Origin of the sequence: Microcoleus sp. B7-D4, from assembly GCF_036705125.1 — a bacterium.
Taxonomy (GTDB): Bacteria; Cyanobacteriota; Cyanobacteriia; order Cyanobacteriales; family Microcoleaceae; genus Microcoleus.
Window position 1 is genome coordinate 1 of record NZ_JAUBTT010000030.1, and the last position, 21,666, is coordinate 21,666.

23 protein-coding genes are annotated in these 21,666 nt (G+C 44.9%); 14 read left to right on the forward strand and 9 right to left on the reverse strand.

Annotation, left to right across the window (positions count from 1 at the left end; genetic code table 11):
- Positions 1–225 precede the first annotated feature (225 nt).
- From QUB12_RS14035 to QUB12_RS14045, 3 genes are all read left to right on the forward strand, one after another.
- Positions 226–414 (forward strand): hypothetical protein, encoded by a 189-nt coding sequence (locus QUB12_RS14035; protein ID WP_333301178.1) that lies wholly within the window; start codon positions 226–228, stop codon positions 412–414.
- Positions 415–749: 335 nt separating this feature from the next.
- The gene (locus tag QUB12_RS14040; RefSeq protein WP_293126913.1) at positions 750–1,160 is read left to right on the forward strand and encodes an AbrB family transcriptional regulator; all 411 of its coding nucleotides are present in this window, start codon (positions 750–752) and stop codon (positions 1,158–1,160) included.
- 114 nt (positions 1,161–1,274) lie between these two features.
- On the forward strand, positions 1,275–1,742 hold the full coding sequence (locus tag QUB12_RS14045) for a regulatory protein RecX (RefSeq protein WP_333142865.1): 468 nt from the start codon (positions 1,275–1,277) through the stop codon (positions 1,740–1,742).
- Between the two features lie 101 nt (positions 1,743–1,843).
- Here the strand turns inward: QUB12_RS14045 and QUB12_RS14050 are convergent, their stop codons facing one another.
- Together QUB12_RS14050 and QUB12_RS14055 are read right to left on the reverse strand one after the other, a co-directional pair.
- Positions 1,844–2,359 carry a DUF4385 domain-containing protein gene (locus QUB12_RS14050; RefSeq protein WP_333142866.1) on the reverse strand — a complete coding sequence of 172 codons (516 nt, stop codon included), beginning with the start codon at positions 2,357–2,359 and terminating at the stop codon, positions 1,844–1,846.
- The gene (locus QUB12_RS14055; protein ID WP_333108604.1) at positions 2,356–2,781 is read right to left on the reverse strand and encodes a DoxX family protein; all 426 of its coding nucleotides are present in this window, start codon (positions 2,779–2,781) and stop codon (positions 2,356–2,358) included. The genes QUB12_RS14050 and QUB12_RS14055 overlap by 4 nt, the downstream gene beginning before the upstream one ends.
- A 1,109-nt stretch (positions 2,782–3,890) precedes the next feature.
- On the opposite strand from QUB12_RS14055, the gene QUB12_RS14060 reads away from it, so the two are divergent.
- The 4 genes from QUB12_RS14060 (at position 3,891) to ureG (ending at position 6,798) form a co-directional block, all read left to right on the forward strand.
- Positions 3,891–4,325 (forward strand): DUF4168 domain-containing protein, encoded by a 435-nt coding sequence (locus tag QUB12_RS14060; RefSeq protein ID WP_333301180.1) that lies wholly within the window; start codon positions 3,891–3,893, stop codon positions 4,323–4,325.
- A 429-nt stretch (positions 4,326–4,754) separates the two neighbouring features.
- Positions 4,755–5,192 carry an urease accessory protein UreE gene (gene ureE, locus QUB12_RS14065; protein ID WP_333142868.1) on the forward strand — a complete coding sequence of 146 codons (438 nt, stop codon included), beginning with the start codon at positions 4,755–4,757 and terminating at the stop codon, positions 5,190–5,192.
- 127 nt (positions 5,193–5,319) lie between these two features.
- On the forward strand, positions 5,320–6,033 hold the full coding sequence (locus QUB12_RS14070; RefSeq protein ID WP_333307231.1) for an urease accessory protein UreF: 714 nt from the start codon (positions 5,320–5,322) through the stop codon (positions 6,031–6,033).
- A gap of 162 nt (positions 6,034–6,195) precedes the next feature.
- Positions 6,196–6,798 carry an urease accessory protein UreG gene (gene ureG / locus QUB12_RS14075; RefSeq protein ID WP_333142869.1) on the forward strand — a complete coding sequence of 201 codons (603 nt, stop codon included), beginning with the start codon at positions 6,196–6,198 and terminating at the stop codon, positions 6,796–6,798.
- Here ureG and QUB12_RS14080 read toward each other — a convergent pair.
- Together QUB12_RS14080 and murG are read right to left on the reverse strand one after the other, a co-directional pair.
- Positions 6,795–7,409, reverse strand: a complete 615-nt coding sequence (locus QUB12_RS14080) for a hypothetical protein (protein WP_333109250.1) — start codon at positions 7,407–7,409, stop codon at positions 6,795–6,797. The two genes, ureG and QUB12_RS14080, sit on opposite strands and share 4 nt — an antisense overlap.
- 76 nt (positions 7,410–7,485) lie before the next feature.
- Positions 7,486–8,550, reverse strand: coding sequence for an undecaprenyldiphospho-muramoylpentapeptide beta-N-acetylglucosaminyltransferase (gene murG, locus QUB12_RS14085; protein ID WP_333307194.1), 1,065 nt, complete (start codon positions 8,548–8,550; stop codon positions 7,486–7,488).
- Between the two features lie 218 nt (positions 8,551–8,768).
- On the opposite strand from murG, the gene QUB12_RS14090 reads away from it, so the two are divergent.
- Together QUB12_RS14090 and QUB12_RS14095 are read left to right on the forward strand one after the other, a co-directional pair.
- Positions 8,769–9,695 (forward strand): nuclear transport factor 2 family protein, encoded by a 927-nt coding sequence (locus QUB12_RS14090; RefSeq protein WP_333307196.1) that lies wholly within the window; start codon positions 8,769–8,771, stop codon positions 9,693–9,695.
- Positions 9,696–10,088: 393 nt separating this feature from the next.
- Positions 10,089–10,877 carry an SDR family oxidoreductase gene (locus tag QUB12_RS14095; protein ID WP_333307198.1) on the forward strand — a complete coding sequence of 263 codons (789 nt, stop codon included), beginning with the start codon at positions 10,089–10,091 and terminating at the stop codon, positions 10,875–10,877.
- Positions 10,878–12,691: 1,814 nt separating this feature from the next.
- On the opposite strand, the gene QUB12_RS14100 is transcribed toward QUB12_RS14095, so the two are convergent.
- The 4 genes from QUB12_RS14100 to QUB12_RS14115 all read right to left on the reverse strand — a co-directional run bounded on the left by QUB12_RS14100 (position 12,692) and on the right by QUB12_RS14115 (position 15,829).
- Entirely contained in the window at positions 12,692–13,099 is a 408-nt protein-coding gene (locus tag QUB12_RS14100) for a transcriptional regulator (protein ID WP_333142873.1), read from the reverse strand.
- Positions 13,074–13,382: a type II toxin-antitoxin system HigB family toxin gene (locus tag QUB12_RS14105; RefSeq protein ID WP_333142874.1), complete on the reverse strand. Its 309-nt coding sequence runs from the start codon at positions 13,380–13,382 to the stop codon at positions 13,074–13,076. The genes QUB12_RS14100 and QUB12_RS14105 overlap by 26 nt, the downstream gene beginning before the upstream one ends.
- Before the next feature lie 459 nt (positions 13,383–13,841).
- Positions 13,842–14,063 carry a hypothetical protein gene (locus QUB12_RS14110; RefSeq protein ID WP_333142875.1) on the reverse strand — a complete coding sequence of 74 codons (222 nt, stop codon included), beginning with the start codon at positions 14,061–14,063 and terminating at the stop codon, positions 13,842–13,844.
- Complete coding sequence (locus QUB12_RS14115; RefSeq protein WP_333307200.1) at positions 14,060–15,829, reverse strand: S8 family peptidase; 1,770 nt, start codon at positions 15,827–15,829, stop codon at positions 14,060–14,062. The genes QUB12_RS14110 and QUB12_RS14115 overlap by 4 nt, the downstream gene beginning before the upstream one ends.
- A 255-nt stretch (positions 15,830–16,084) precedes the next feature.
- Between QUB12_RS14115 and QUB12_RS14120 the strand changes: the two genes are divergently transcribed.
- The 3 genes from QUB12_RS14120 (at position 16,085) to QUB12_RS14130 (ending at position 18,820) form a co-directional block, all read left to right on the forward strand.
- Positions 16,085–16,501: a hypothetical protein gene (locus tag QUB12_RS14120; protein ID WP_333035636.1), complete on the forward strand. Its 417-nt coding sequence runs from the start codon at positions 16,085–16,087 to the stop codon at positions 16,499–16,501.
- A gap of 66 nt (positions 16,502–16,567) precedes the next feature.
- Positions 16,568–16,765, forward strand: a complete 198-nt coding sequence (locus QUB12_RS14125) for a hypothetical protein (RefSeq protein WP_333142878.1) — start codon at positions 16,568–16,570, stop codon at positions 16,763–16,765.
- 354 nt (positions 16,766–17,119) lie between these two features.
- Complete coding sequence (locus QUB12_RS14130) at positions 17,120–18,820, forward strand: pentapeptide repeat-containing protein (RefSeq protein WP_333142879.1); 1,701 nt, start codon at positions 17,120–17,122, stop codon at positions 18,818–18,820.
- Here the strand turns inward: QUB12_RS14130 and QUB12_RS14135 are convergent.
- The gene (locus QUB12_RS14135) at positions 18,817–19,038 is read right to left on the reverse strand and encodes a hypothetical protein (protein WP_333142880.1); all 222 of its coding nucleotides are present in this window, start codon (positions 19,036–19,038) and stop codon (positions 18,817–18,819) included. The two genes, QUB12_RS14130 and QUB12_RS14135, sit on opposite strands and share 4 nt — an antisense overlap.
- 117 nt (positions 19,039–19,155) lie before the next feature.
- On the opposite strand from QUB12_RS14135, the gene QUB12_RS14140 reads away from it, so the two are divergent.
- Together QUB12_RS14140 and QUB12_RS14145 are read left to right on the forward strand one after the other, a co-directional pair.
- Complete coding sequence (locus QUB12_RS14140) at positions 19,156–20,709, forward strand: DUF3696 domain-containing protein (protein ID WP_333142881.1); 1,554 nt, start codon at positions 19,156–19,158, stop codon at positions 20,707–20,709.
- A complete protein-coding gene (locus QUB12_RS14145; protein ID WP_333142882.1) occupies positions 20,706–21,593 on the forward strand; it encodes a hypothetical protein in 888 nt (295 codons plus the stop codon). The genes QUB12_RS14140 and QUB12_RS14145 overlap by 4 nt, the downstream gene beginning before the upstream one ends.
- The last annotated feature ends 73 nt before the right edge of the window (positions 21,594–21,666 follow it).

A 21,666-nucleotide genomic window follows, 5' to 3' on the forward strand; every position in this document is an offset into this window, starting at 1 on the left:
CTTCTGCCTCCTGCCTCCTGCCTCCTGCCTCAAAACTCCAATTTCTAGCGGAGGGCTGCAAAGGTGAGATGCTCCCAAAACTATTGCCCTCTTAGTGGCTGCCCGATGTTTCTGCCACAGCGCCCATTGAGTCGGGTTTGAGCTTAAACCGGTTCAACGAAGAGGTGAAATTTCCTTGAATTTTTACCGGATTGCCTTCCCCAGACTGCGTTCTGTGCAAGTTATATGCCCAACACCTTAATAGAAGATTGCCCGTTGGTATTTGGGGTTTTGAGGGGATTTCCCGCCCGAAAAATAGGGTTTACAAGTAGCTGGCAGTGGCATCGAGAACAAGTGCTGCCTCGTCTTGTTGAGGTAAAAGTTAACCCCGCGCCGGTAAATGCTTTCGGCAGATTTGCAGCGGCCGGGGTCTAGGTATTTCGATTCATGGCTGTCTTGTTTTTACCTTGACCACAGACTCGATCGGGGATTGGTGAATGCAGGGAACAGACTTTACTGTAAAAAAGTAAAGCATTTAATTTGCGACAATAATTCCCCGCGCGATCGCAAGAGAGGCTTACGCAAGGATTTGGGCCGCGAGGAGCAAATTGATCGCCCTTCGAGCATCCTTACTTGCACCCCCGGTCTTGAGGCCGCAGAAATTTCTCCAGAATCTTAATATTCAGAATTATTAGTATTGACAGTGAAACAAAGTTAATCTAATGTGTTGTAATTGATATAAGTAAAGTCCAATAAGCGAGGTACGGTCAATGGCAGAAACAGCTACAGCACCCTTAACAGGAAAAGGTCTGCTTCAAAAAATCAAAGGCAGTGATTTGCCACGCAGAGAACTTGCAAAGCTTTGCGGCTACTTCACGGTCAGCAAAAGTGGAGAAACCCGGATTAATCTGGCTGAGTTTTACGATGCAGTGTTAGCTGCTAAGGGCATTGAGCTAGAGAAGTCGAAAGCAGACGGACGCGGGCGAGAAGCGAGTTATCGAGCTAGCGTTCACAAGAATGGTTCGATCGTGATCGGGGCAAATTATACCCAAGAAATGGGATTAAAGCCGGGAGACGAGTTTGAAATTAAGCTCGGATACAAGCACATTCGCTTGATTCAGATCGATGTGGACAGACCGGATGTGGAAGTGGATGATGAAGAGGAGGATACAGAAGAATAAAGGCGATTCCCTGCGGGATAGCTTCGCCGCGCGTGATGCAGTCAGCCGATAGCAAGGCGACTGGATTTGGGATTCGCTACAGGAGTATTTGCGCGCCACCCTTCAATTTAACTGATGAGCTGTCTTGACTATTTCTATTTTCTCTTGTCCCGCAAAGACTACAGTGCCTCTGAACTTCGCAAAAAGGGGCAAGAGAAAGGTTTTGGCAATGAGGAAATATTGGAGGCGATCGCGCAAATTCAAGACCGCGGCTATCAGTCCGACACTCGCTTGGTGGCAAACTCGATCGCCTCTGGTGCAGGCAAATACGGGAAGTCGGCCATCAAGCGCAAGTGCCTGCAAAAAGGAATTACCAACGATTTGTTCGAGCAAGTCTGGGAAGAAGAAATTGCCGAAAATCAGGACTCCGAAGCAGAAAAACTGGCCGAATTAAAAGCCAAAGTCATGCGGAAATACAAGATCGATACTTGGGGTAAAGCCGATCCGAAAACCAAGGGCAAAGTCTTGAATTACCTGCAATACAGGGGCTTTAATGCCTTTGAAATTTGGCGACAGTGGCAAACAGAAGAAGAAGATGAGTAAATAGTAGGGCCACGCAAATAGGTGCGGCCCAGATAGGCAAGCACAACTACACTGCTGCCGACGGGGCTAAAGTGTAAGTTCTGAGTTTTCGTAAATGTATGTCAATCCTCAGCGTTGACTAAATAAGATTCGTACATCTGCCGGTGTCTGGCTAAAAGTTCGAGATATTTCTCGTTGATTTTGGCCAGCATCCATTTCTCTTGAAAAATGGCGGCGGATTCTGCTTTCACCGGATCTGCTTCTAGCGGCAAAATATCTTTTCGAGCGGCGGTTTGCTCAGCAACAGACTTCAGTTTCTGAGGGTTTTGCTGGTATTTTCGACCGCTTTTGTGGTTGGCGTAGCGACGCGATCGAGTATACCCCATCTGCAAGAACTTGCGAGCCATGTCGGCTCCCACAAAATCATCGGCATCGAGATACTCTAAAAACAAGGAGTAAATTTTGCTGCTGGACTCCCTGGCAATTTCAGGAGTCTTAAATCTCCAGAAAGGCAAAATTTCTCCTTTGTAGGGTTCCACCAAAAGCACTCCCTGTTCTCCTTTCCCTACCCGATAAAGTTCCGGGTGCTGTCGAAAGTCGATGTTCTTAAAATCCGCATGGTAGTCGAACTGCTTCATTGGGCGTTTTCTGTTCTATCTGGAACTATAGAAGCCCGGGGTTTACCTTCGTCTGGTTGGGTATAAACCCAGGCCCAAGCAATGAAGACAGCTTGAAAAGGCAGCCTCAACCAATACAGTAATTGGTTGTGGGGAATCCCTTCTATCGGAATGTTGTTGACGGCTTGATTGATATTAGCTGGAAACACGGCAATAAACAAGGCAATTAATCCCCACGCCGCCGCCCTGCTGACAGGAGGAACTAACAGCCCAATTCCGCCCAAAATCTCGAAAAAACCGCTGATATAAACCAAGGCTTCCGGGTAAGGAAGCTGGGGCGGCACAATTCTGATAAAAGGTGCGGGTACTGCAAAGTGCAGCACCCCTACAATACTGATAGCTACTGCAAGAATAACTCGCCAAATTTCTTTTTGACTTTTCATGGGCAATGGGTAATTAATAATTGTTAAATTGCTGCGATAATGCTTGCCAAAATTCGCTATTTGCGATATTGATGACAAGAAAACTGAGCCCCAAAAATTCCAGCTTTCCGGGGTTGTCTACTCTTGCGGGTGGCTGTAACGATTTTATTTCGTAGAAAAACCAGGTTTCTGGGTAACTCCCAGACAAGTTTTCACAGCCCCAAACCGGAGGAAGCGAGAACTGGAATCGGAGGCCTGGGCGTTGAGTGCCCAAAACAACTAGCGCGCATTTTGATAACAAGATTTTAATGTCTAGTTCCCTGCTGCTGTCTCTATCTTCGGGTAGTAAAACATGATTATTGTTCCGGCTGTGGCTTCTTCAGCAGCCAAAGCAGGGGGGATTTTCTCGATCGACAAATGCACCACCGCTTAACATTCAATACGCTTGGGTTAAAACTATTTATTCCGGGCGAGATCCCTCTCGCATCCCCCTTAAGAAGGGGAGTAGGGGTTGACTTTGAGTAAGTTCTTCTCCCCCCCTTTTTAAGGGGGGTTAGGGGGGATCGAGCTTAACTGAACCGTATTGGCTTAACATTCAATAAATCATCCCCGCAATTGATGAGTGTGATTGCTGCTAAATTTGACCTAGCCTTCCAGACGCTTCCCTACCCTACCCTACGGGAACCCCTACGGGGAACGGGAACCCTGGCGGGAAGATAGCTTTGCTAGCCCGTACCTTGATGAGACTTATTAAGGCGAGTAATTTGTCAATAACTTTTAGAATTATTTAATATTTGCGCTTTGAGAATTATTGCCAGAGGCAATTCGGGAACGCTCTGTAATTAAAATTACCCTCTCAAGTTTGAATTTTGTCCACTTCCGACAGATGCTAGAATGAATGAAATTATCGGATTTGCTAAAAAGTCGATCGCCGTAGCAAATCCTAAAGCATCCTGCTGGAATTCAAAATAGTCACCAACGGCAGGAACTTTTTAGCCGCCACATGATTCAAAAAGATTGAGCCTCCAAGCGCTGTGTCATTTTTATCTACACGCAATCAATCACCCACGACCATGAACACCTCACTTAACACCTCTAAATTAAGCCTAAACCGGAGACTGCGACAATCGTTGTTTGCAGGCATCATTTCCACCGCAGCTTTGGCTAGTGGATGGGTTCCCGGTTTATACACACAATCCCCAAACCTCGTTTTCGGAGCAGCAGCCCAAGCTCAAGAAATTAGCAGCGAGGAAATTACTAGCTACGCTCGCGCTGTGTTGGCAATAGAACCCAGACGGGTGGAAGCTTTTAACGAAATTAAAGGAATGGCTGGGGGCTCGGTTCCCAGAGTAGTGTGCAACGAAACTCAGGAAATTAATAAGCTGTCGGGAGGTGTTCGTGGCATCGCGGTGAATTACTGCCAACAAGCTAAAAAAGTTATCGAAGGCCAGGGTTTGACAGTGAGTCGCTTCAACCAGATCACTTTGCTCCAGCAAGCGAATTCGGGAGTCAAACAGCAAATTCAAGCCGAGCTCCTGCGACTGCAACAAGCGGGCAATAAATAAGCTTGAGGGTTTGAGTCTTTCTTTCTCTCCCGTTCTATTAGACTTCTCCATAAAAGCTTGTTCAGGGCAGGCAGGATGCCTAAGCGCTACCTCCCCCCAACAATATATTGGAGATTTAAATTGTTCGAGTTCCTAGACGGTAGGCAAAATTTTTTGCAAAAAAAGCGATCGTCTGCGATAAAGTGCTTGACAAAATAACATAAATTTGGTAATAAGGCCAGAACGGGAGCGGTCAGAGAGATGAATTTTTTTCAACTGGCTGTAAGTCGCAATGAGATATAGCGATCGCCAACACGATTAAAACGTTTTTAATTTTTGAAACATGAGCTGAAGATGGGAACTTCTGTCTTCCTTATTCCTTCGGCTATAAAAAGATATTCCTCAAAAACTAGATGTCAAGTGAATGGCTCTGAGGAATAGAATATAAAAATGCTAACTTTCACCAAACATTTACCTGCAAATCCCGATGCTGTTGTCAGCTTTACTTTACCAATGACAGCCGACGATCGCACTCGCAGCCGCCACCGATTCGAGACAGAAACGGGGGAAAAGCTCCACCTGAGTTTACCCCGAGGTACGGTACTGCGCGATCGAGATTTATTGCAGTCGGAAGACGGTAGCTGTTTGGTACTGGTAAGTGCAAAACCCGAACTCGTGCTGACAGCGCGGGCATCAAGTCCGCTGCTACTGATGCGGGCGGCTTATCATTTAGGAAACCGTCACGTAGCTTTAGAAATTGCCGATAATTATTTAAGACTTTCTCCCGACTCTGTGTTGCAGGGAATGCTCGAAAAAATGGGTTTGGAAGTAACAGAGGAAATTGTGCCGTTTCAGCCAGAAATGGGCGCTTATGGACACAACCATTAGGAATGGGGCATTGGGCATTGGGCATTGGGCATTGGGCATTGTAACCAACAGTCAACAGTCAACAGTCAACAGTCAACAGTCAACAGTCAACAGTCAACAGTCAACAGCCAACAGCCAACAGTCAACAGTGAACAATCAACTTTTATCTTTGTTGCAGTTAGCTTTTGCACCTGTGGGAGCTTATAGTTATTCTGAGGGAATCGAAAGTCTGGTAGAAACCGGTGCGATCGACAGCGAGATTAATTTGAGAAATTGGTTAGAAAATTCGCTGCAATTCGGGGCTGTGCGAGTAGAAGCCGCTGTGGTGGTAAGGGCTTTGAGGGCGGCACAGATAGGGGATTTGACGGCTTTGAATTACTGGAATGCTTGGGCGACTGCTGCGAAGGAAACAGAAGAGTTGCGCTTGCAAAGTTGGCAAATGGGGCGGACTTTGGTCAGGTTGCTGCTGGATTTGCGTGAAGCGAAGCTATCCCGCAGGGAATCGCCCGTTTCTTCAGGGTTAACAACAAGTGTAAAAGATTTGGTGGAATTGGGCGGCAATCCGTGCAATTTTGCGATCGGCTTTGGCATTGCCGCCGCCAACTGGCAGATTGAAGAGGAAGCGGCCGTGTTAGGATATTTGTACAGTTGGGCTGCCAATTTGGCGAGTGCGGGCGTGAAACTGATTCCCCTCGGTCAAACCGCCGGTCAACAGTTACTGTTAGATTTGCAGTCTCAAATTAGCTGTACGACGCAAGAAGTTTTAAAATTAGAAGATGATGAGCTTGGCAGTTGCAGTTGGGGATTAGGACTGGCTAGCATGGCGCACGAAACTCAGTACACTCGCTTGTTTAGGAGTTGAAAATCAGACAATCCAAAATCTAATTAGTAAGGTGCGTCAGAACCCCAAAGCCTCGATAATCGTTCCATAACTCCGTCTGACGCACCCTACAACTACAACTCGGTTGTTTCGGAGTTGAAAATCAGCAAATCTAAAATCTAAAATCTAAAATCTAAAATCGCTATGGGTGCTTTTCGTGTAGGAATTGCTGGGCCAGTTGGTTCGGGGAAAACAGCTTTACTGGATGCTTTGTGCAAGGCGCTGCGGCAGCACTACCAGATTGCTGTAGTTACTAATGATATCTATACTCAGGAAGATGCCCAGTTTTTGGTTCGGAGTCAAGCTTTAGAGAGCGATCGAATTTTGGGCGTAGAAACGGGAGGCTGTCCCCACACAGCCATCCGCGAAGATGCTTCTATTAACTTAGTAGCGATAGAAGAGTTAGAACAAAAATTCACTGATTTAGATTTAGTATTTGTCGAAAGCGGCGGCGATAACTTGGCGGCCACTTTTAGCCCGGAGTTAGTAGATTTAACAATTTACGTAATCGATGTCGCTGCGGGCGATAAAATTCCGCGCAAAGGCGGGCCAGGAATTACTAAATCTGATATGTTGGTAATTAATAAAACAGACCTCGCACCTTATGTAGGAGCAGATTTAGGCGTGATGGAACGGGACTCGAAAAAAATGCGGGGGGAGAAACCTTTTGTTTTTACTAACTTGAAGACAAAGGAAGGATTAGAATCGGTAGTTAATTTTGTTAAATTGAATATTGGTGATAATTAGGGATTAAGCGCGCGATCGTCCATTCCCAATGCTAAAATTCCCAAAATTTTACCCAAATTGGTAAGCAAAGTTTCGGTTGTCTCAACAAAAACCGCTTGTCCTTCGAGTTTTAAGAATTTCCACCTATCTCCTGTAGTGACAGCCCCATAAATTGTGGTAATCTCATTACCTTCACGCTCGTTGAAGATTTTAGCTGCTAGCATTTCAGCTATGCACTGTCCCAATCCCGAATTAATGTTTTCCTTTTTAGCCTCTACAATAGCAATGACTGGGGCTTTTACAATCAACAATTCTGGCGATCGACTTATCAGAAAATCACAATTCCCATTCAGCCCTCTTTCAGCATCTACAGTAAAATCAATGCCAGAAAATAAGCTCACGCGATGGTGCAAAAGTTTTCTCACTTCCATTAAAATCGGCGCGATAATCAGTTCCGAACGCGATTTTTCTGTATTGCTACCGAGAGCTACAGGCAGATTTTCTTGCAAAGTTTCTGTCAGTAATCTACTGTACTCTAACTCTGGTGCAGGAGTGAAGATTTCGACTATTTCAGAATAAGCTAAGTCAAAGGTTTTCAAAACTCTGTCTAAATTAAAGTCACTGTAGGCCATTTGACTTTCTCCTTATTACAAATTCTCGTTAAGCGAAGCTATCCCGAAGGGAATCGCCTATTTACTTTAACACTCCCTACCCTACTACCAATTCCCTGACCAAATTAGCCAAACGTTCTGTACTGTCTGTCACCGCTAATTGAGCAGCAGCTTGAGACATTTTTTCCAAATATTCGCAATCTCTTAACAAATACAAAACTTTGCTTTGCAACACATCTGCTGTCAGTTCGCTTTGACGGAATACCACGGCGGCGCCGGCTTTAGCAAATACATCCGCATTAAATCTTTGGTGGTCGTCAGCGGCGTGAGGAAAAGGAATTAAAATAGAAGGTACTCCCGTCACTGCTAATTCTGTCAGTGCGCTGGCGCCCGATCGACTAATTGCTAAATTTGCTCGCTGCAACAAACTCGCCACATTGTCGTAAAATGGCATCGACAAATATTGCTCGTGTTTCAAACTCTCAGCCTCCGGGTCATTATTTCCGGTGAGGTGAACCACCCAAGCACCCGCATCAAACCAAGCCGGAGCACACTCGCGCACTAACTTATTGACTGCGACAGCACCTTGAGAGCCGCCCATGACTAAAATTACAGGTACGCTGTCAGGAATTGGCAAATTTAGAGGTTGGCGAGTCAGGAATTGCGATCGCACCGGCGTACCAGCAAGCACGGTTTTCGCGCGGGGTAAATGCTGGGCTGCTGCTTCAAATCCGATCGCCACAGCAGTGCACAAAGGACTAAACCAGCGCGTCACCTTCCCCGGAATTGCATTAGATTCGTGGAGAATCACCGGCAAACCCAAAGAACGGGCCGCTAGAATTGCCGGTGCTGCGATGTAACCGCCGGTAGTAAAGACTCCCTGAAAATTTCCCGCTTTGAGCAATTTCCGCACATGAAGGATCGAGCCGACGAGTCCGCCCAAAATTCGCACTGTACCGAGTCCAAATCGCTGCTGAAAGCCTTCAACGGCGATCGTGTGGAGGGGGTAAAGGGATGAAACTAACTCGGTTTCCATGCGGTCTGGGACTCCTAGCCATTCGATCTGACAGTCGTTCAACTGACTAGCGGTGGCGATCGCAGGAAATAAATGTCCACCAGTGCCGCTAGCTGCAACCAACAACCGGAGGGGGGCTTTTGTCAAGGTTTTTGTTTCTTTTACAAGTACAAGTTCCACAGGTCAATCGATTTTATATTTGAGGTTTTAGATTATTATGCTTATTATTCCGGCAGTTTCAGCCAATTTTGAATCAGCCATCTAAAATTAGATTGTGCCGTGTCCCTGCTTCCGCTGTCAGTTTTCGTTGCAGGCGAACAGTTGCCCAAGCTACGACCCCTGACAAATAACCAAATTATCATCTAATGCGTAATTTTTTGAATTTAGTGCCAAGTGCATCTCAGTATTTTTGCAGCCGTCGGGACGAAAAAGCCGATCCTCTTCGAGGGCTGCGCCAACGGGCGATCGTTTTTGGCTTTAACTGCGGGCAGTCGATCGCTCAAATGTTGTTATGTTTAACAGTGGTAAGTGCTGGGGTGCTGCATCCGAGTGCCGTAAGAGCGATCGGTGCGATCGGGGCGACTCCCCAAACGATCGCCCAAACCCCTGCAAATGCGCCTGCCCCACTCACAAAAGTGCTAACAGAAATTGACGCAGCGGCCAATCGGCGCGATGTCAAAGCAGTCATGGCATTTTACAGTCCGAGTTTCACTCATTCTGATGGCTTAAACACCCAAAGCATGGCAAAAGCCCTCACCCAACTCTGGGAGAGATATCCGAGTTTAAATTATCGCACCGAGATCAAATCTTGGAAAACCGAAGGTAGCGCGATTCTCGCAGAAACCATAACTACAATTGCCGGCACTCAAAAAAAGGATGGCAGAGAATTAACTCTCAAAGCTACCATCCGTTCCCAGCAGCGCTTTGAAGGTGAAAAAATAGTTAGTCAAGAGATTTTAGCAGAACAAACTCAGCTTAGTTCTGGCAATAATCCTCCCACAATTGAAGTAAATTTGCCGGAGCAAGTTAAGGTAGGCGAAGATTACTATTTTGATGCCATTGTACGAGAGCCGATCGGCGATGATATTTTAATAGGGACTGTTTTGGAGGAACCCATTACCGAAAAAACCTTTTTTAATCCCTCAGAAGTCGAGCTAGAGTTGCTAAATGCCGGGGGAATTTTTAAAGTAGGTAAAGCTCCGGCTACGCCCGAAAATCGGTGGGTTTCAGCAGTTTTGATGCGACAAGGCGGAATTGCAACAGTTAGTGTGCGATTGCGGGTTGTCAAGTAATAAAATAGGTGTTATGGGCATGGGGCATGGGGCATGGGGCATGGGGCATGGGTAATGGGTGATTGGTGATTCGTGATTAGTAAGTGGTATAAGCTGTTGTGCATTTAATTTGTATGTTGAGGGCGGGCTCTCCTGCCCAACCCCTACTCCCCACAAGAGGAAATTTTTATTTTACTATGCAATTTAAATGCGGATTAGCTTAGCGGTTATTAGTCACAGGAGATACATATTTGAAGATAAAAAAATCTCATTAAAGGAATTAAACATACCTCACTATAGCCATAAAGGCTATAGCAAATAACAACTAACAAATAACAAAACTAACAAATAACCAATGACAACCGTCAACAGCCAACAGTCAACAGCCAACAGTCAACTGACAACTGACAAAAAATGATTTATATCCAAAATCAAATTGTTTTCATTACAGGTGCGAGTAGCGGTATCGGAGCAGCCTGTGCCAAGATATTCGCCAAAGGTGGAGCCAAACTAATTTTAGCAGCCCGCCGTCTTGAAAAGCTCGCTCTACTAGCAAACGAACTTGTAGAAACAAAATCCATCGCATCGGCGAACGAGATTTATTTGCTAGAATTGGACGTGCGCGATCGCCCGCAAGTTGAATCGGCGATAGTGGCGCTTCCCGATGCCTGGAAAAACATCGATATTCTGATTAACAATGCGGGATTGAGCCGTGGTTTAGACAAACTGCACGAAGGCAACTTTCAAGATTGGGAAGAAATGATTGATACCAATGTTAAAGGCTTGCTTTACATGACTCGTGCGATCGTGCCGGGAATGGTAAGCCGAGGCGGAGGCCACGTAGTGAATATCGGCTCAATAGCAGGCCGCCAAGCTTATCCGAAAGGTAATGTTTATTGCGCTTCCAAAGCAGCAGTGAGAGCTATTTCTGAAGGGTTAAAACAAGACCTTTTGGGAACACCAGTGCGGGTGACGGAAATAGAGCCGGGTTTGGTGGAAACAGAATTTAGTAATGTCCGGTTTCACGGCGATGCAGAAAAAGCCAAAAATGTCTATCAAGGATTGACACCGCTGACTGCTGACGATGTAGCCGATGTCGTGTATTTTTGCGCGACGCGATCGCCCCACGTCAATATTAGCGAAGTCTTGCTAGTTCCGACAGACCAAGCTAGTGCAACTCTGGTTCACCGAAAAGAGTTGTGAGTTTTTAGTGTTGACATAGCTCCTCGTCCTTTCATGAGCGAGGATTCCTTAACGCTTCACAGCAACGCGCTACCAAAGTAGTCTTACCGTCGCTCCACGTCCGTTTAGAGTCTCCCAATGCCCGCTAGGCGACTATGTTTCGTTTTACTCAAGCAAAAAGCTTGGTGTCTTCAGGGTTGCAGTTAAGCATTGCCCCTCCGAACTGTCTAGGTGCGCTCTCATCGTAGCTATTTCAACGCGTCTTGAGCCTGTAGACTTCTCTATTCTAGCTCAAAGCCGTCGTATAACGACGGGGTTTTAGACCCATTTCTTTGATAATTAATTAAAGCCGTCCTAGAAGGACGGGGCTTTAGACCCAATTTCTTGGTAAGTGTCCGGATTGCGATCGAATTCTCAGGAAGCTTAATTGGTAGATGCACCCTGATTAATTAACTCCCGACCAATTTTGGCCGGGTTTTTTTTGTCGATCGCCCGCCCTCGCCACAAATTCTCCTAAATTCTGCCAAAGTGTCCTGAAAGAGGTGCTGTGAGGCGGCAGACTAAATTGGTAGATGCACCCTGATTAATTAACTCCCGACCAATTTTGGCCGGGTTTTTTTTGTCGATCGCCCGCCCTCGCCACAAATTCTCCTAAATTCTGCCAAAGTGTCCTGAAAGAGGTGCTGTGAAGCCGGAGACTAAATTAGTAGATGCACCCTGATTAATTAACTCCCGACCAATTTTGGCCGGTTTTTTTTTTTGCGATCGCCCCCCTCGCCACAAATTATCGCAAATTCTGCCAAAGTGTCCTGAAAGAGGTGCTGTGAGGCCGGAGACTAAATTAGTAGATGCACCCTGATTAATTAACTCCCCGCCAATTTTGGTTTGGGGTTTTTTTTTGCGATATCGACGGTGATGCTGAATAAAGTTTGAGGTTGTCCGGATTGGGCTGGAATTCTCAGGAAGCTTAATTGGTAGATGCACCCTGATTAATTAACTCCCCGCCAATTTTGGTTTGGGGTTTTTTTTTGCGATATCGACGGTGATGCTGAATAAAGTTTGAGGTTGTCCGGATTGCGCTGGAATTCTCAGGAAGCTTAATTGGTAGATGCACCCTGATTAATTAACTCCCCGCCAATTCTGGTTTGGGGTTTTTTTTTGGCGATCGCACCCCAAACCACGAATTTCCCCAAATTTTCCCAAAATGTCCCGAACAGGTGCACCTCGAACCGGAGACTAAATTAGTAGATGCACCCTGATTAATTAACTCCCGACCAATTTTGGCCGGGTTTTTTTTGGCGTATTACACTCAAAATCGCTAATTCTCAAATATTTTCCCAAAATGTCCCGAACAGGTTCACCTCGAACCGGAGACTAAATTAGTAGATGCACCCTGATTAATTAACTCCCGACCAATTTTGGTTTGGGGTTTTTTTTTGCGATCGCACCCCAAACCACGAATTTCCCCAAATTTTCCCAAAATGTCCCGAACAGGTGCACCTCGAACCGGAGACTAAATTAGTAGATGCACCCTGATTAAATAACTCCCGACCAATTTTGGCCGGGTTTTTTTTTGCGTATTACACTCAAAATCGCTAATTCTCAAATATTTTCCCAAACTGTCCCGAACAGGTGCACCTCGAACCGGAGACTAAATTAGTAGATGCACCCTGATTAATTAACTCCCGACCAATTTTGGTTTGGGTTTTTTTTTGTGATCGCACTCTATACCACAAATCAGCACTAAATCAACGCCTGTCAGTGTTAATCTGCGTGTATCGCGGTTAAAAATCAGATTTGTCCTGAAAAAGGTGCTGTGAGGCTGGAGAAAAGTTTTAGTCCACAAAAGCAGATGGCGAGATGTGAAATAACTCTCCGAGTTTTTTTAATTGACCGACAGTTAGTTCTCTCTTGCTCATCATAACTTCGTTGAAAATCTCTTCACTCTCAAAGATTTCTAACAATTTTTCTGGCGAAACGTTATCTTCATGTATTAATGTTTTCACCAGGCCAATTCCTTTCAATGTAGGCCAAACTTCGTGTTCTTCTTCATAGTCATACACCAGTGTACCCAACACTTTTAAATAATCCCGATCGTCCGAGGTGATACTTGCTCGATCGAGAATTTCATTAATGCGAGTTTGCGTGGCGATTAATTCATCATCATTAGTGATTGGACGCGGTGGAAAGGTGGTAATGAGTTCCATATAGTAGTTGCTAGGAGTTTTTAAACCAACTGTCATTTTTCCAATTCTCCTTGTTATATTCGGCATGAGTTAGTACGCGACGGATGAAAATTAGCTGATATTCATAATCGATAAAGGTAATGAGTCGGTAGTTGTTGCCACTGATATTGAAAATTGTAAAATTTCCTACGATATCGGCCCAGAGAAAAACTTGGCGGACTTCGGCTAGGTTTTTCCATGCTGCCTCGGACGTTCGCTGATACCATTGTAATAAATTGGGTTCTGCATTGGGGTGTTTGTCCCAAAAGTCTCTCAGGGTTCTTTTGCTGATAACTCGCATAAATTTAAAAAAACAATCAGGTATCAATTCATCAAAATAAACTCATTGAGTATATTTTAAACTGTTTTATAAATGATCGCTGTAAAAACGAGAACTAGATTAGTAGATGCACCCTGATTAATTAACTCGCGACCTTCTTAAGGCGGGTTTTTTTTTTGATCTATCGCACCCCAAACCACGAATTTCCCCAAATTTACCCAAACTGTCCCGAACAGGTGCACCTCGAACCGGAGACTAAATTAGTAGATGCACCCTGATTAATTAACTCCCGACCAATTTTGGCCGGGTTTTTTTTGGCGATCGCACCCCAAACCACAAATTCTCGCAAATTCTGCCAAAGTGTCCTGAAAGAGGTGGTGTGAGGCGGGAGATTAAATTAGTAGATGCACCCTGATTAATAAACCCCAGCCAATTAAGGCCGGGGTTTTTTTTGCTCGAAAGCTGGATTAGTCGATCGACCTACAACACCTCAAAAGACTGCACCTCAAGAACCGGGCCGATCATAGCAAAAGTCATCACATCCTTGCGGACTTCACCTTTGACACTTACTTTCAAACCAGCTTTTTTCAAGTCAGAAGAAGCATCCTTAAGTTCGTAAGTTTCGCCATCTTCGCCCACCAAAGCCCAAGTGCCCGGGCCTAATCCTTTGCGTTCAATTTCACCTTTGACAGTAATACTCATGCCGATCGCACCTCTGTTTTAATTGCTAAACGTGCCAGTCCGAAACACAGAAAAGCATTGACAATCAAAAATGTTTGTGCTACCAAACCAGTGCCCAATCCCCAGACTGCGGGAGACACAAAAGCATTCACCGCTAAACTGCTAGCAAAACCGATCGAAATTGCGATCGCGATCCACTTCCACTGTTGATGTCCCAACAGCAAAGCAATCAAAATCCCAGGAATCAAAACGCTAGCAAAAAAGGGATTCAGCATACTGCTGCCATTAATTGCGCCGCCGAGTTCGGGAATAGAACTGCCCATCACCCGCAGCGGCCACTGCGGCAAGTCAAATACAAACAAGTTCCGCAGGAAAAAGAACCCAGAACTACCAGCCATCAAGCCGCCGGAAAAGCCCCAAGTCCACTGGAACGGAAAATAATTCCGCAAAAAGAAAGCCAGCAGGTAAGAACCGAGCACCATTGCAATTTTAGGCAACAGGGCGACTGCACCGCCGTCAATCCAAAAGCGGGGGTTGAGATACCCGTTATCGCGCAGCCAGCGGAAGAAATCGCGGAAGTTGATTTGTCCGCGCTGGGCTAGCTGAACTGCTGCGGCTGCGTCTAGGTGTCCTGAACCAAAATGGTTTAACGGATCTTCAGTGACAGTTCGCGAGGATTGCAAGAGTACGCTGCGAATTTCGTCTGGTTCTGTGATGCCGGAAGCCTTGACAAGGGCTGCAACGGCTGCAACGTGGGGAGAAGCCATGCTAGTGCCTTGGTAGCCTTCAAAGACTTCGGCGCCGGTTTCCGGGTCGATCGTACTTTGCAGGATTTTGCCCATTTCAGAACCGCCGGGGGCTGCAATGTCAACCCCTGCGCCGAAATTGGAGTAAGAGGCTTTTTCCTCGTCGGGGCCGAGGGCGGAAACGCCGATGACGTGGGGATAGCGGGCGGGATAGGAAGCGGAACTGTCGCCGGAGTTGCCGGCGGCTGCGATGATGACAACGCCTTTAGAGTGGGCGTAGTCGATCGCCTCTTCCATTAACTGACTTTCACCGCCACCGCCAAGACTCATGTTAATCACATCAGCGCCGTTGTCAGCAGCAAATTTAATTGCTTCGGCGATGTCGGAAACCGTGCCACCACCGCTGCCGCTTAACACTTTTAGCGGCATTAAAGCTGCTTCGTAGGCGATGCCCGCAACGCCGTAATTGTTGTTAGTTGATTGGGCGACAGTACCTGCGACGTGAGTACCGTGGCCGTTGTCATCGTAGGCTTGGGCGCGATCGTTTACAAAGTCGTAGCCCGGTACAAATTTGGTTTCTTTTAAGTCAGCGACTGGAGTAATACCCGTGTCAATTATCGCTACTGTTGTGCCGCTGCCTTTGGTTTCGTTCCAGGCAGATTCTACGTTGATGCTGCGGAGATTCCACTGCTTGGTATACATGGGGTCGTTGGGAATCTCGAAAGCGCTGTAGACAAAGTTCGGTTCAATGTATTCGGTATCTTTAGCCAAATTTGATTTTCTCAGGGCGTTTAGCAAAGTGCGATCGCCCTTAACTACATATACATTGTCCCCCGCTGAGAATTCGCTGTTGAGTTGCGGTGCGACTTGGTACTGTTGGGCGATCGCCTTTACTTGCTTGGCGATCGTGGCATTACCGACATCTTCGCGGAAATCCAGCACAATCGAGTCGTAAGTGCCTTGAGTAGCAAGTCCTGGGAAATTAGAAATCGCCCAGCCGAGACCGATTAAAAATAAGCACAGAAGGAAAAACTTTTTCATTGCCGATCGTCCGTTTAGGGAAGGCGTGTTCACCACAATAACCCACTTTTCACCGCCAGCGCCAGTTTTCCTTGCTGCGACTTGTGGGGCTCTCGCACGCGGGCGTTTGGTAGTTTTCGGCGGTGGCTGTTGCTAGATCAAAAATTGCTCTAATTTCTAGTTGAAATTGCAGAGCAAGTTTTAGGACTTCAATTAATTGTATCATTAGAGAAGATGAGAAACAGAACAAGCGAGTATTTTCAACAAGGGTATTGCATGGAAAGAGGTTTAATGTGGCTGCCGCTGCTGGCAATTTTTATTGGGCTAGCTTGGGCTGGATGGAACGAGTATCAAAAGCTGGAAGCGTATCGCGTCTGGGCCGAACAATTCGCTAAAGCCAAGTACGATATTTATGCTGTACTCGGTCAGCAAGAAGACAGTTTAACTTGGGGAAAACCTACTCGCAGCGGGCCTGTGAATTTGCAAACTTTTTCTTTAAAAGATGTGCAGTCGCTGCGGTTGTTAGTCAACTCTCAGGCAGTTGATTTAGAGTCACCGCCGAATTCGGGAAGTCCAATCGCCCTCGAATTTTTGTTGAAAGATGCTGCTGCGGTGCAGGTTCCTTTTACAGAAATTCCTCTAGCGACTAAATGGGGAAAACACTTGCAGCAAGAATTGCAGCGCTTTAGGTAAAAACACTCTCCGGCTGGGCAGCGTATCAGATAGGAACTCGGCTACTTGAAAGGGAGCATCTCACCTTTGCAGCCCTCCGCTAGAAATTGGAGTTTTGAGGCAGGAGGCAGGAGGCAGGAGGCAGAAGGAAAGAGGCAGAAGGAAAGAAGAAGAAGGAAGGAGCCACAAGAAGGAATGAGCCAGAAGAAGTATTTTTACAAATATGAGATGCTCCCACTTGAAATTACAAAAGTCTGTAAAACTGGTAGTAGAAATAGAACTTAGGCAACAAATCCTTTGAACTGCCATCTATAGGGGTAAAGTACGCACGGATCACCCGGAGGACATGAGTTCTTGCAGTAAGTAATAGGAGTAGTGTTCCCGTGCTTAGCCCGCTCGTGTTCCGCGCGTACCTTACAGTTCAAGTTATTGACCCCCTCGCATCCAGGATACAAGCCCCCGGATTCATTCCTTCGGAGACTCAGGACCCAGAAATAAAAAACCTGTATCCGATGAAACTTGCCGAACGTATTTATCTGTGGGGTCAATGCTTTAATCTAAAATCTAAAATCTAAAATCTAAAATCGATTGACCCGCGCGTCCTAAAACAGCTAAATTGCCAGCCCCCCAATCTGCGGAATGCAAACACAAGAATTTTTACAGCGCTATCAACAGGGAGAGCGCAACTTTGGTCACATTGACCTCAGTGGCGCTAGTTTAAGCGGTGTTAACCTGCGAGAAATAGACCTCACTGGTGCTAACTTGACCGGTGCTAATTTGAGCTGGTCTTTTTTGAGCAATGCCAAGTTGATAGGGGCTTGTTTGCGGCGCGCGGATCTCCGCAGTGCGGGGCTGGCTGGGGCGAATCTGAGCGGGGCAAATTTGAGCGGGGCAAATCTTGCTAAAGCGGATTTGCGCCTTGCTTGTTTGGAAGCAGCAGAACTCAATTGGGCTGCGTTCCCGGAAGCGGATTTGGGGGGTGCTAATCTTCAAAAAGTTAAATCTGACCAAATTAATTTTGCCGGGGCTAAACTCGACGGCGCGAAGTTGATGGCGGCGGAATTGATGGAGGCGAATCTCAACCGCGCCAGTCTTGTTGGTGCTAATTTAACGGGCGCTAATTTGCGGGAAACGCATTTGGTGGAAGCGAATTTGCGATCGGCAATTTTGAGCGGTGTAAATTTGATTGAAGCTGACTTGAATGGCGCTCAAATGCGATCGACAAATCTGACGGGCGCTGACTTGCACCGAGCTGTGCTGGCGGGGGCGGATTTGACTGAGGCGGTGCTGGATAACGCTGATTTGAGTCGAGCTAATCTGGCGGGTTCTTATTTATTGAAAGCGAGTTTTAAGAAGGCGCTTTTGCTGCGAGCTAACTTGCAAGGAGTGTATTTGCTGCGAGCTGATTTGAGCGAAGCTAATTTGCGAAGTGCTGATTTGCGGAAAGCTGATTTGAGTGGCGCTTATTTGATGGATGCGATTTTGGGTGAGGCGGATTTAAGAGAAGCTTGTTTGATTGAGTGCCGTTTGATTCGGACGAATTTGGAGGGGGCGCAGCTTACGGGTTGCTGTATTCAAAATTGGCAAGTTCAAGATGTCGATCTGTCGAGAGTTGAATGCAGCTATGTTTTTACTGGGTTTGATTATACTGCGAAAGTTGCGGCAAATCGCTTTCCGGTCGATCGCGATTTTGAGTCGGGGGAATTGGGGCGGCAGCATCAAGAGGACAGTTCTACTGTGAAGGTGTTTTTTGATGAATCTCCTAATTGGGAGGCTTTGGTTTTTACGCTGCGTCGCGTGGAGTTGGAAAGCCACGAACTCAAATTCAACGTTCAATTTTTTGAGTCTGCCGGAGAACAAAATTTACTGCGGCTGAGCGCGAACCGTTTGGTGAACGGCAAGATTTTGGGCGATCGCATTTTGGAGCTTTATCCAGATATGTTGGAAAAGGTTTTAGCCAAGGGCGCTGAAATTTTGAGTTTGCTCGACTTGGCTGTTCCTAGTAACAATGCGGAGCCGAGTAACAAGGAAGCGTTGCTCAGAAGACAGGAAATCTACCAGCGAATGGTGCGCCAAATTTCGTTTATTTTGATGTCTCAGACGCCGGATAAATTCTCCGAAAGCGTGCAGCGGCTGTTGGATTATTTGAAGCAGCAAGGTATCCCGACAGAGCAGATTCAAAAGAAAGTCATCAGTCAGGCGATCGTGCAGCGGGCCAAGCAAGACCCGGTTTTTCGGGAACAGTTGCTCACGTGGCAGAAAACGGCATCCGATCGCGTTCGTGGTTCGATGATGGGGGAAGCGGTGCGGTATGCCATCACCCTTTTGATCGATTATTAACAGTTAATTGTTAAAACTTGAAGCCGGCGGCCCGCTAAAGCCCGCACTTGCTCTTCTGCGTCGGAAACTGCAAGCCTCGTGCAGCGGGGCAAGCAATACCAAGTTTTTCGGGAACATTTGCTGGCGTGGGAGAAAACGGCTTCGGATTGCGATCGATGTTCGGTAATGGGGGAAGCGGTGCGGTATGCGATCGGCCTTTTGTGGGAATGAATAGACATAGGAGTGAAAAGCCGCTCTAGGGAGGGCTGGATGCCTGTCCCACAAGAATTGTTGGAGATGTCTTAATGTATAGGATATACTAGACTGAACAGCAAAAAAAATTAAAATTAAAAAAAATGTTAGAAAACATTTCTTTAGAGAACTTCAAAGGGTTTAAAAATTTACAGGACTTGAATGTTAAACCAATCACAATTTTATGTGGAACCAATAGCTGTGGCAAAAGCTCCATCCTCCAAAGCATACTTCTGCTCAAACAAACTCTGGAAAGCCAAGATCCCAACCAAATTCTTTTACTAAATGGAAGGTTCGTAAATTTAGGCTCATTTGAAAACATAATTTTCGAGAAAAACTTGGACAATCGCCTAGTATTTGAATTTACTTTTAAACTGCATAACGAAAACGAAGAATCACCTAACTATATAAATACTATTCAACTAAGAAGGTTGCTTATAGATTTCGCACCAAAAATAGGATTACTCCAGACTGAAGATATTTTGATTTATATCAAACTTGTGGTGAAAACGCCTAAACTTAAAATTAAAAACAGAATTAAAAGTAAAAATCATATAAAACGAATTACTGTTGAGCAGCTCCAATTTAGGATTGAGACAATAGACTCAGATAAACAAAAAATTCCAGGTTCTTCTATTGATATACAACTTGTTGTCGATAAGGATTTATATACAGTTAGCTGGCAGAATATAAAAAATAGAATCAGACGAGATGAGGAAAGTAGTCAAGACGGAAGACTGACTGCAAAAGTTGAATTTACAAATTTATTTTCATTTTTATCATTCTCAGTGAGTGAAACTGACTCTACAAGCCTAACAGGTTTATCAGATATTGCATTTTCATTTGACAGGATAAATAATTTATTTAAAAGACTTTTTTCATCCTATAGCTATATAGGTCCATTAAAAAAAGGACCTTCTAGAAGATACATAAACGAACAAGAAAAGACAGAAATTGGTGTAGAAGGTGAAAATGCTGCATATATTTATTCAACAGACAAAGATCAAACTATTTCCAATCATTATTTTTATGATACTAAAAGTAATTCTTTTAAGCAAAAAAAGGAAATGACCTTATCTAATGCTGTCGAAGAATGGCTAGATTTGATGAATATAAAAGGATTCAAGTCTGAGCTTAGTAATGAAATTGTTTATCTAAACCTTAACTCAAACTCTGCATCCAAAACTCGTGTTAGCATCGCTGATGTAGGTTTTGGAGTAAGTCAAATTTTTCCGATCCTTTTAGAAGGATTAAGGATGCCACAACGGCATACGCTCTTACTTGAGCAACCAGAAATCCATCTACACCCCAATCTTCAAATGCAATTATCTGATTATTTTATTGCACTAGCTCTTTCTGGGAAGAAAGTCATGGTTGAAACTCACAGCGATCACATTATCAATAGGTTAGTGAGAAGAATTGTTGAAGATGACACAGGTACGTTAAAAGATTTAATTGGAATCTATTTTATTAGTGCAACCGATTCGGGATCTGTCTACGAAGAAGTTTGCATTGATGAAAATTTTGGAGTTACTAATTGGCCTGTAGACTTTTTTGATCAAACGGCATTGGAGCAAGAAAAGATTTTAAAGGCCGGCCTAAAAAAAAGACAACTTGCCAGAAGCAGTGCTAGTAAGAATGAACAGGAGAAGCAATGAAAGCTGTCTTCGAGCCTGAAATTCTTTTTATATCTGAATCAGATTGGCAAGATTCTGAAAAAAGAGATACTTTTTTAAAGCATTTGTTAGATAATTTGGAAAATATTAATAACTATCAGATTACAAGGGTATATTGGACAGATGACCTCGAGGGATTACTTTGGGATCATCCTCAATTGCCACCTTGGCGTCAAGATAGAGATTGGAAGTTACAAATTGTTCCTATTATATATAAAGCTTTTAATACCGCCAGACAATTTATACAAAGCCAGGAAAATTTATCTTCATGTCTAATGCAGCCAGTTTTGAAGTGTAGCTGCTTTGAAGGTTTAGCTTTGTGTGCTTTTTTGGAGTTAATGCACATAGTTATAGAGCGAGAAGAAAATGTGTACTTGTGTTTGGGCGTTAATAGGATAAGGGAAGAATTTACCTTTCTTTGTGACTGCCATTCTTTTCAAGTTAATCCTGTGGTGATTGCTAAACCAATTGAATGGCTTGACCAGATTGACTTAACAGAAAGTTACTGGCCTAGTAATATTGATGAGGAGGGAAAATTTAATACAGCTTTAGAGATTGCATTTAAGAAGCTGGATAAACAACCGATCTATGAATACGAATTTTCAAAATCTTTCTTAAAGGATATCATTAAAGTTCAAAATCACAGAACGTCTATTATTGAGCGGACTGCAAAAAGACTAACATTAACTAAGCAAGAAGCAGCTAAAGACTCAAATTTACAAGATGAGTGGCTGACGAATAAAAAAGAGTCTCGTTTTAGGATTACCCAACGACCATCCTCAACCAGGATTCATTACAAGTATGTTAATAAAAAAATGAAATTTTTAAGGTACTACGATGAAGGTGAACACGATGACGGCTTGTAGAGCTTTATTACAGAATACCCGCCGTAGCTACCAAAAAACGGGCTGATATCGCCAATTTTTACTCCTATGTCTA

What these genes read in the sequence shown, in the direction of transcription:
- ureE (WP_333142868.1), top strand. Translation starts at nt 4,755, where the DNA reads ATGCTAACTTTCACCAAACATTTACCTGCAAATCCCGATGCTGTTGTC.
- QUB12_RS14080 (WP_333109250.1), bottom strand. Translation starts at nt 7,409, where the DNA reads ATGGCCTACAGTGACTTTAATTTAGACAGAGTTTTGAAAACCTTTGAC.
- QUB12_RS14110 (WP_333142875.1), bottom strand. Translation starts at nt 14,063, where the DNA reads ATGAGTATTACTGTCAAAGGTGAAATTGAACGCAAAGGATTAGGCCCG.
- QUB12_RS14045 (WP_333142865.1), top strand. Translation starts at nt 1,275, where the DNA reads ATGAGCTGTCTTGACTATTTCTATTTTCTCTTGTCCCGCAAAGACTAC.
- QUB12_RS14115 (WP_333307200.1), bottom strand. Translation starts at nt 15,829, where the DNA reads ATGAAAAAGTTTTTCCTTCTGTGCTTATTTTTAATCGGTCTCGGCTGG.
- QUB12_RS14040 (WP_293126913.1), top strand. Translation starts at nt 750, where the DNA reads ATGGCAGAAACAGCTACAGCACCCTTAACAGGAAAAGGTCTGCTTCAA.
- QUB12_RS14050 (WP_333142866.1), bottom strand. Translation starts at nt 2,359, where the DNA reads ATGAAGCAGTTCGACTACCATGCGGATTTTAAGAACATCGACTTTCGA.
- QUB12_RS14035 (WP_333301178.1), top strand. Translation starts at nt 226, where the DNA reads ATGCCCAACACCTTAATAGAAGATTGCCCGTTGGTATTTGGGGTTTTG.
- QUB12_RS14100 (WP_333142873.1), bottom strand. Translation starts at nt 13,099, where the DNA reads ATGACAGTTGGTTTAAAAACTCCTAGCAACTACTATATGGAACTCATT.
- QUB12_RS14120 (WP_333035636.1), top strand. Translation starts at nt 16,085, where the DNA reads ATGGAAAGAGGTTTAATGTGGCTGCCGCTGCTGGCAATTTTTATTGGG.
- QUB12_RS14055 (WP_333108604.1), bottom strand. Translation starts at nt 2,781, where the DNA reads ATGAAAAGTCAAAAAGAAATTTGGCGAGTTATTCTTGCAGTAGCTATC.
- QUB12_RS14095 (WP_333307198.1), top strand. Translation starts at nt 10,089, where the DNA reads ATGATTTATATCCAAAATCAAATTGTTTTCATTACAGGTGCGAGTAGC.
- QUB12_RS14135 (WP_333142880.1), bottom strand. Translation starts at nt 19,038, where the DNA reads ATGTCTATTCATTCCCACAAAAGGCCGATCGCATACCGCACCGCTTCC.
- QUB12_RS14145 (WP_333142882.1), top strand. Translation starts at nt 20,706, where the DNA reads ATGAAAGCTGTCTTCGAGCCTGAAATTCTTTTTATATCTGAATCAGAT.
- ureG (WP_333142869.1), top strand. Translation starts at nt 6,196, where the DNA reads ATGGGTGCTTTTCGTGTAGGAATTGCTGGGCCAGTTGGTTCGGGGAAA.
- QUB12_RS14130 (WP_333142879.1), top strand. Translation starts at nt 17,120, where the DNA reads ATGCAAACACAAGAATTTTTACAGCGCTATCAACAGGGAGAGCGCAAC.
- QUB12_RS14140 (WP_333142881.1), top strand. Translation starts at nt 19,156, where the DNA reads ATGTTAGAAAACATTTCTTTAGAGAACTTCAAAGGGTTTAAAAATTTA.
- QUB12_RS14105 (WP_333142874.1), bottom strand. Translation starts at nt 13,382, where the DNA reads ATGCGAGTTATCAGCAAAAGAACCCTGAGAGACTTTTGGGACAAACAC.
- QUB12_RS14090 (WP_333307196.1), top strand. Translation starts at nt 8,769, where the DNA reads ATGCGTAATTTTTTGAATTTAGTGCCAAGTGCATCTCAGTATTTTTGC.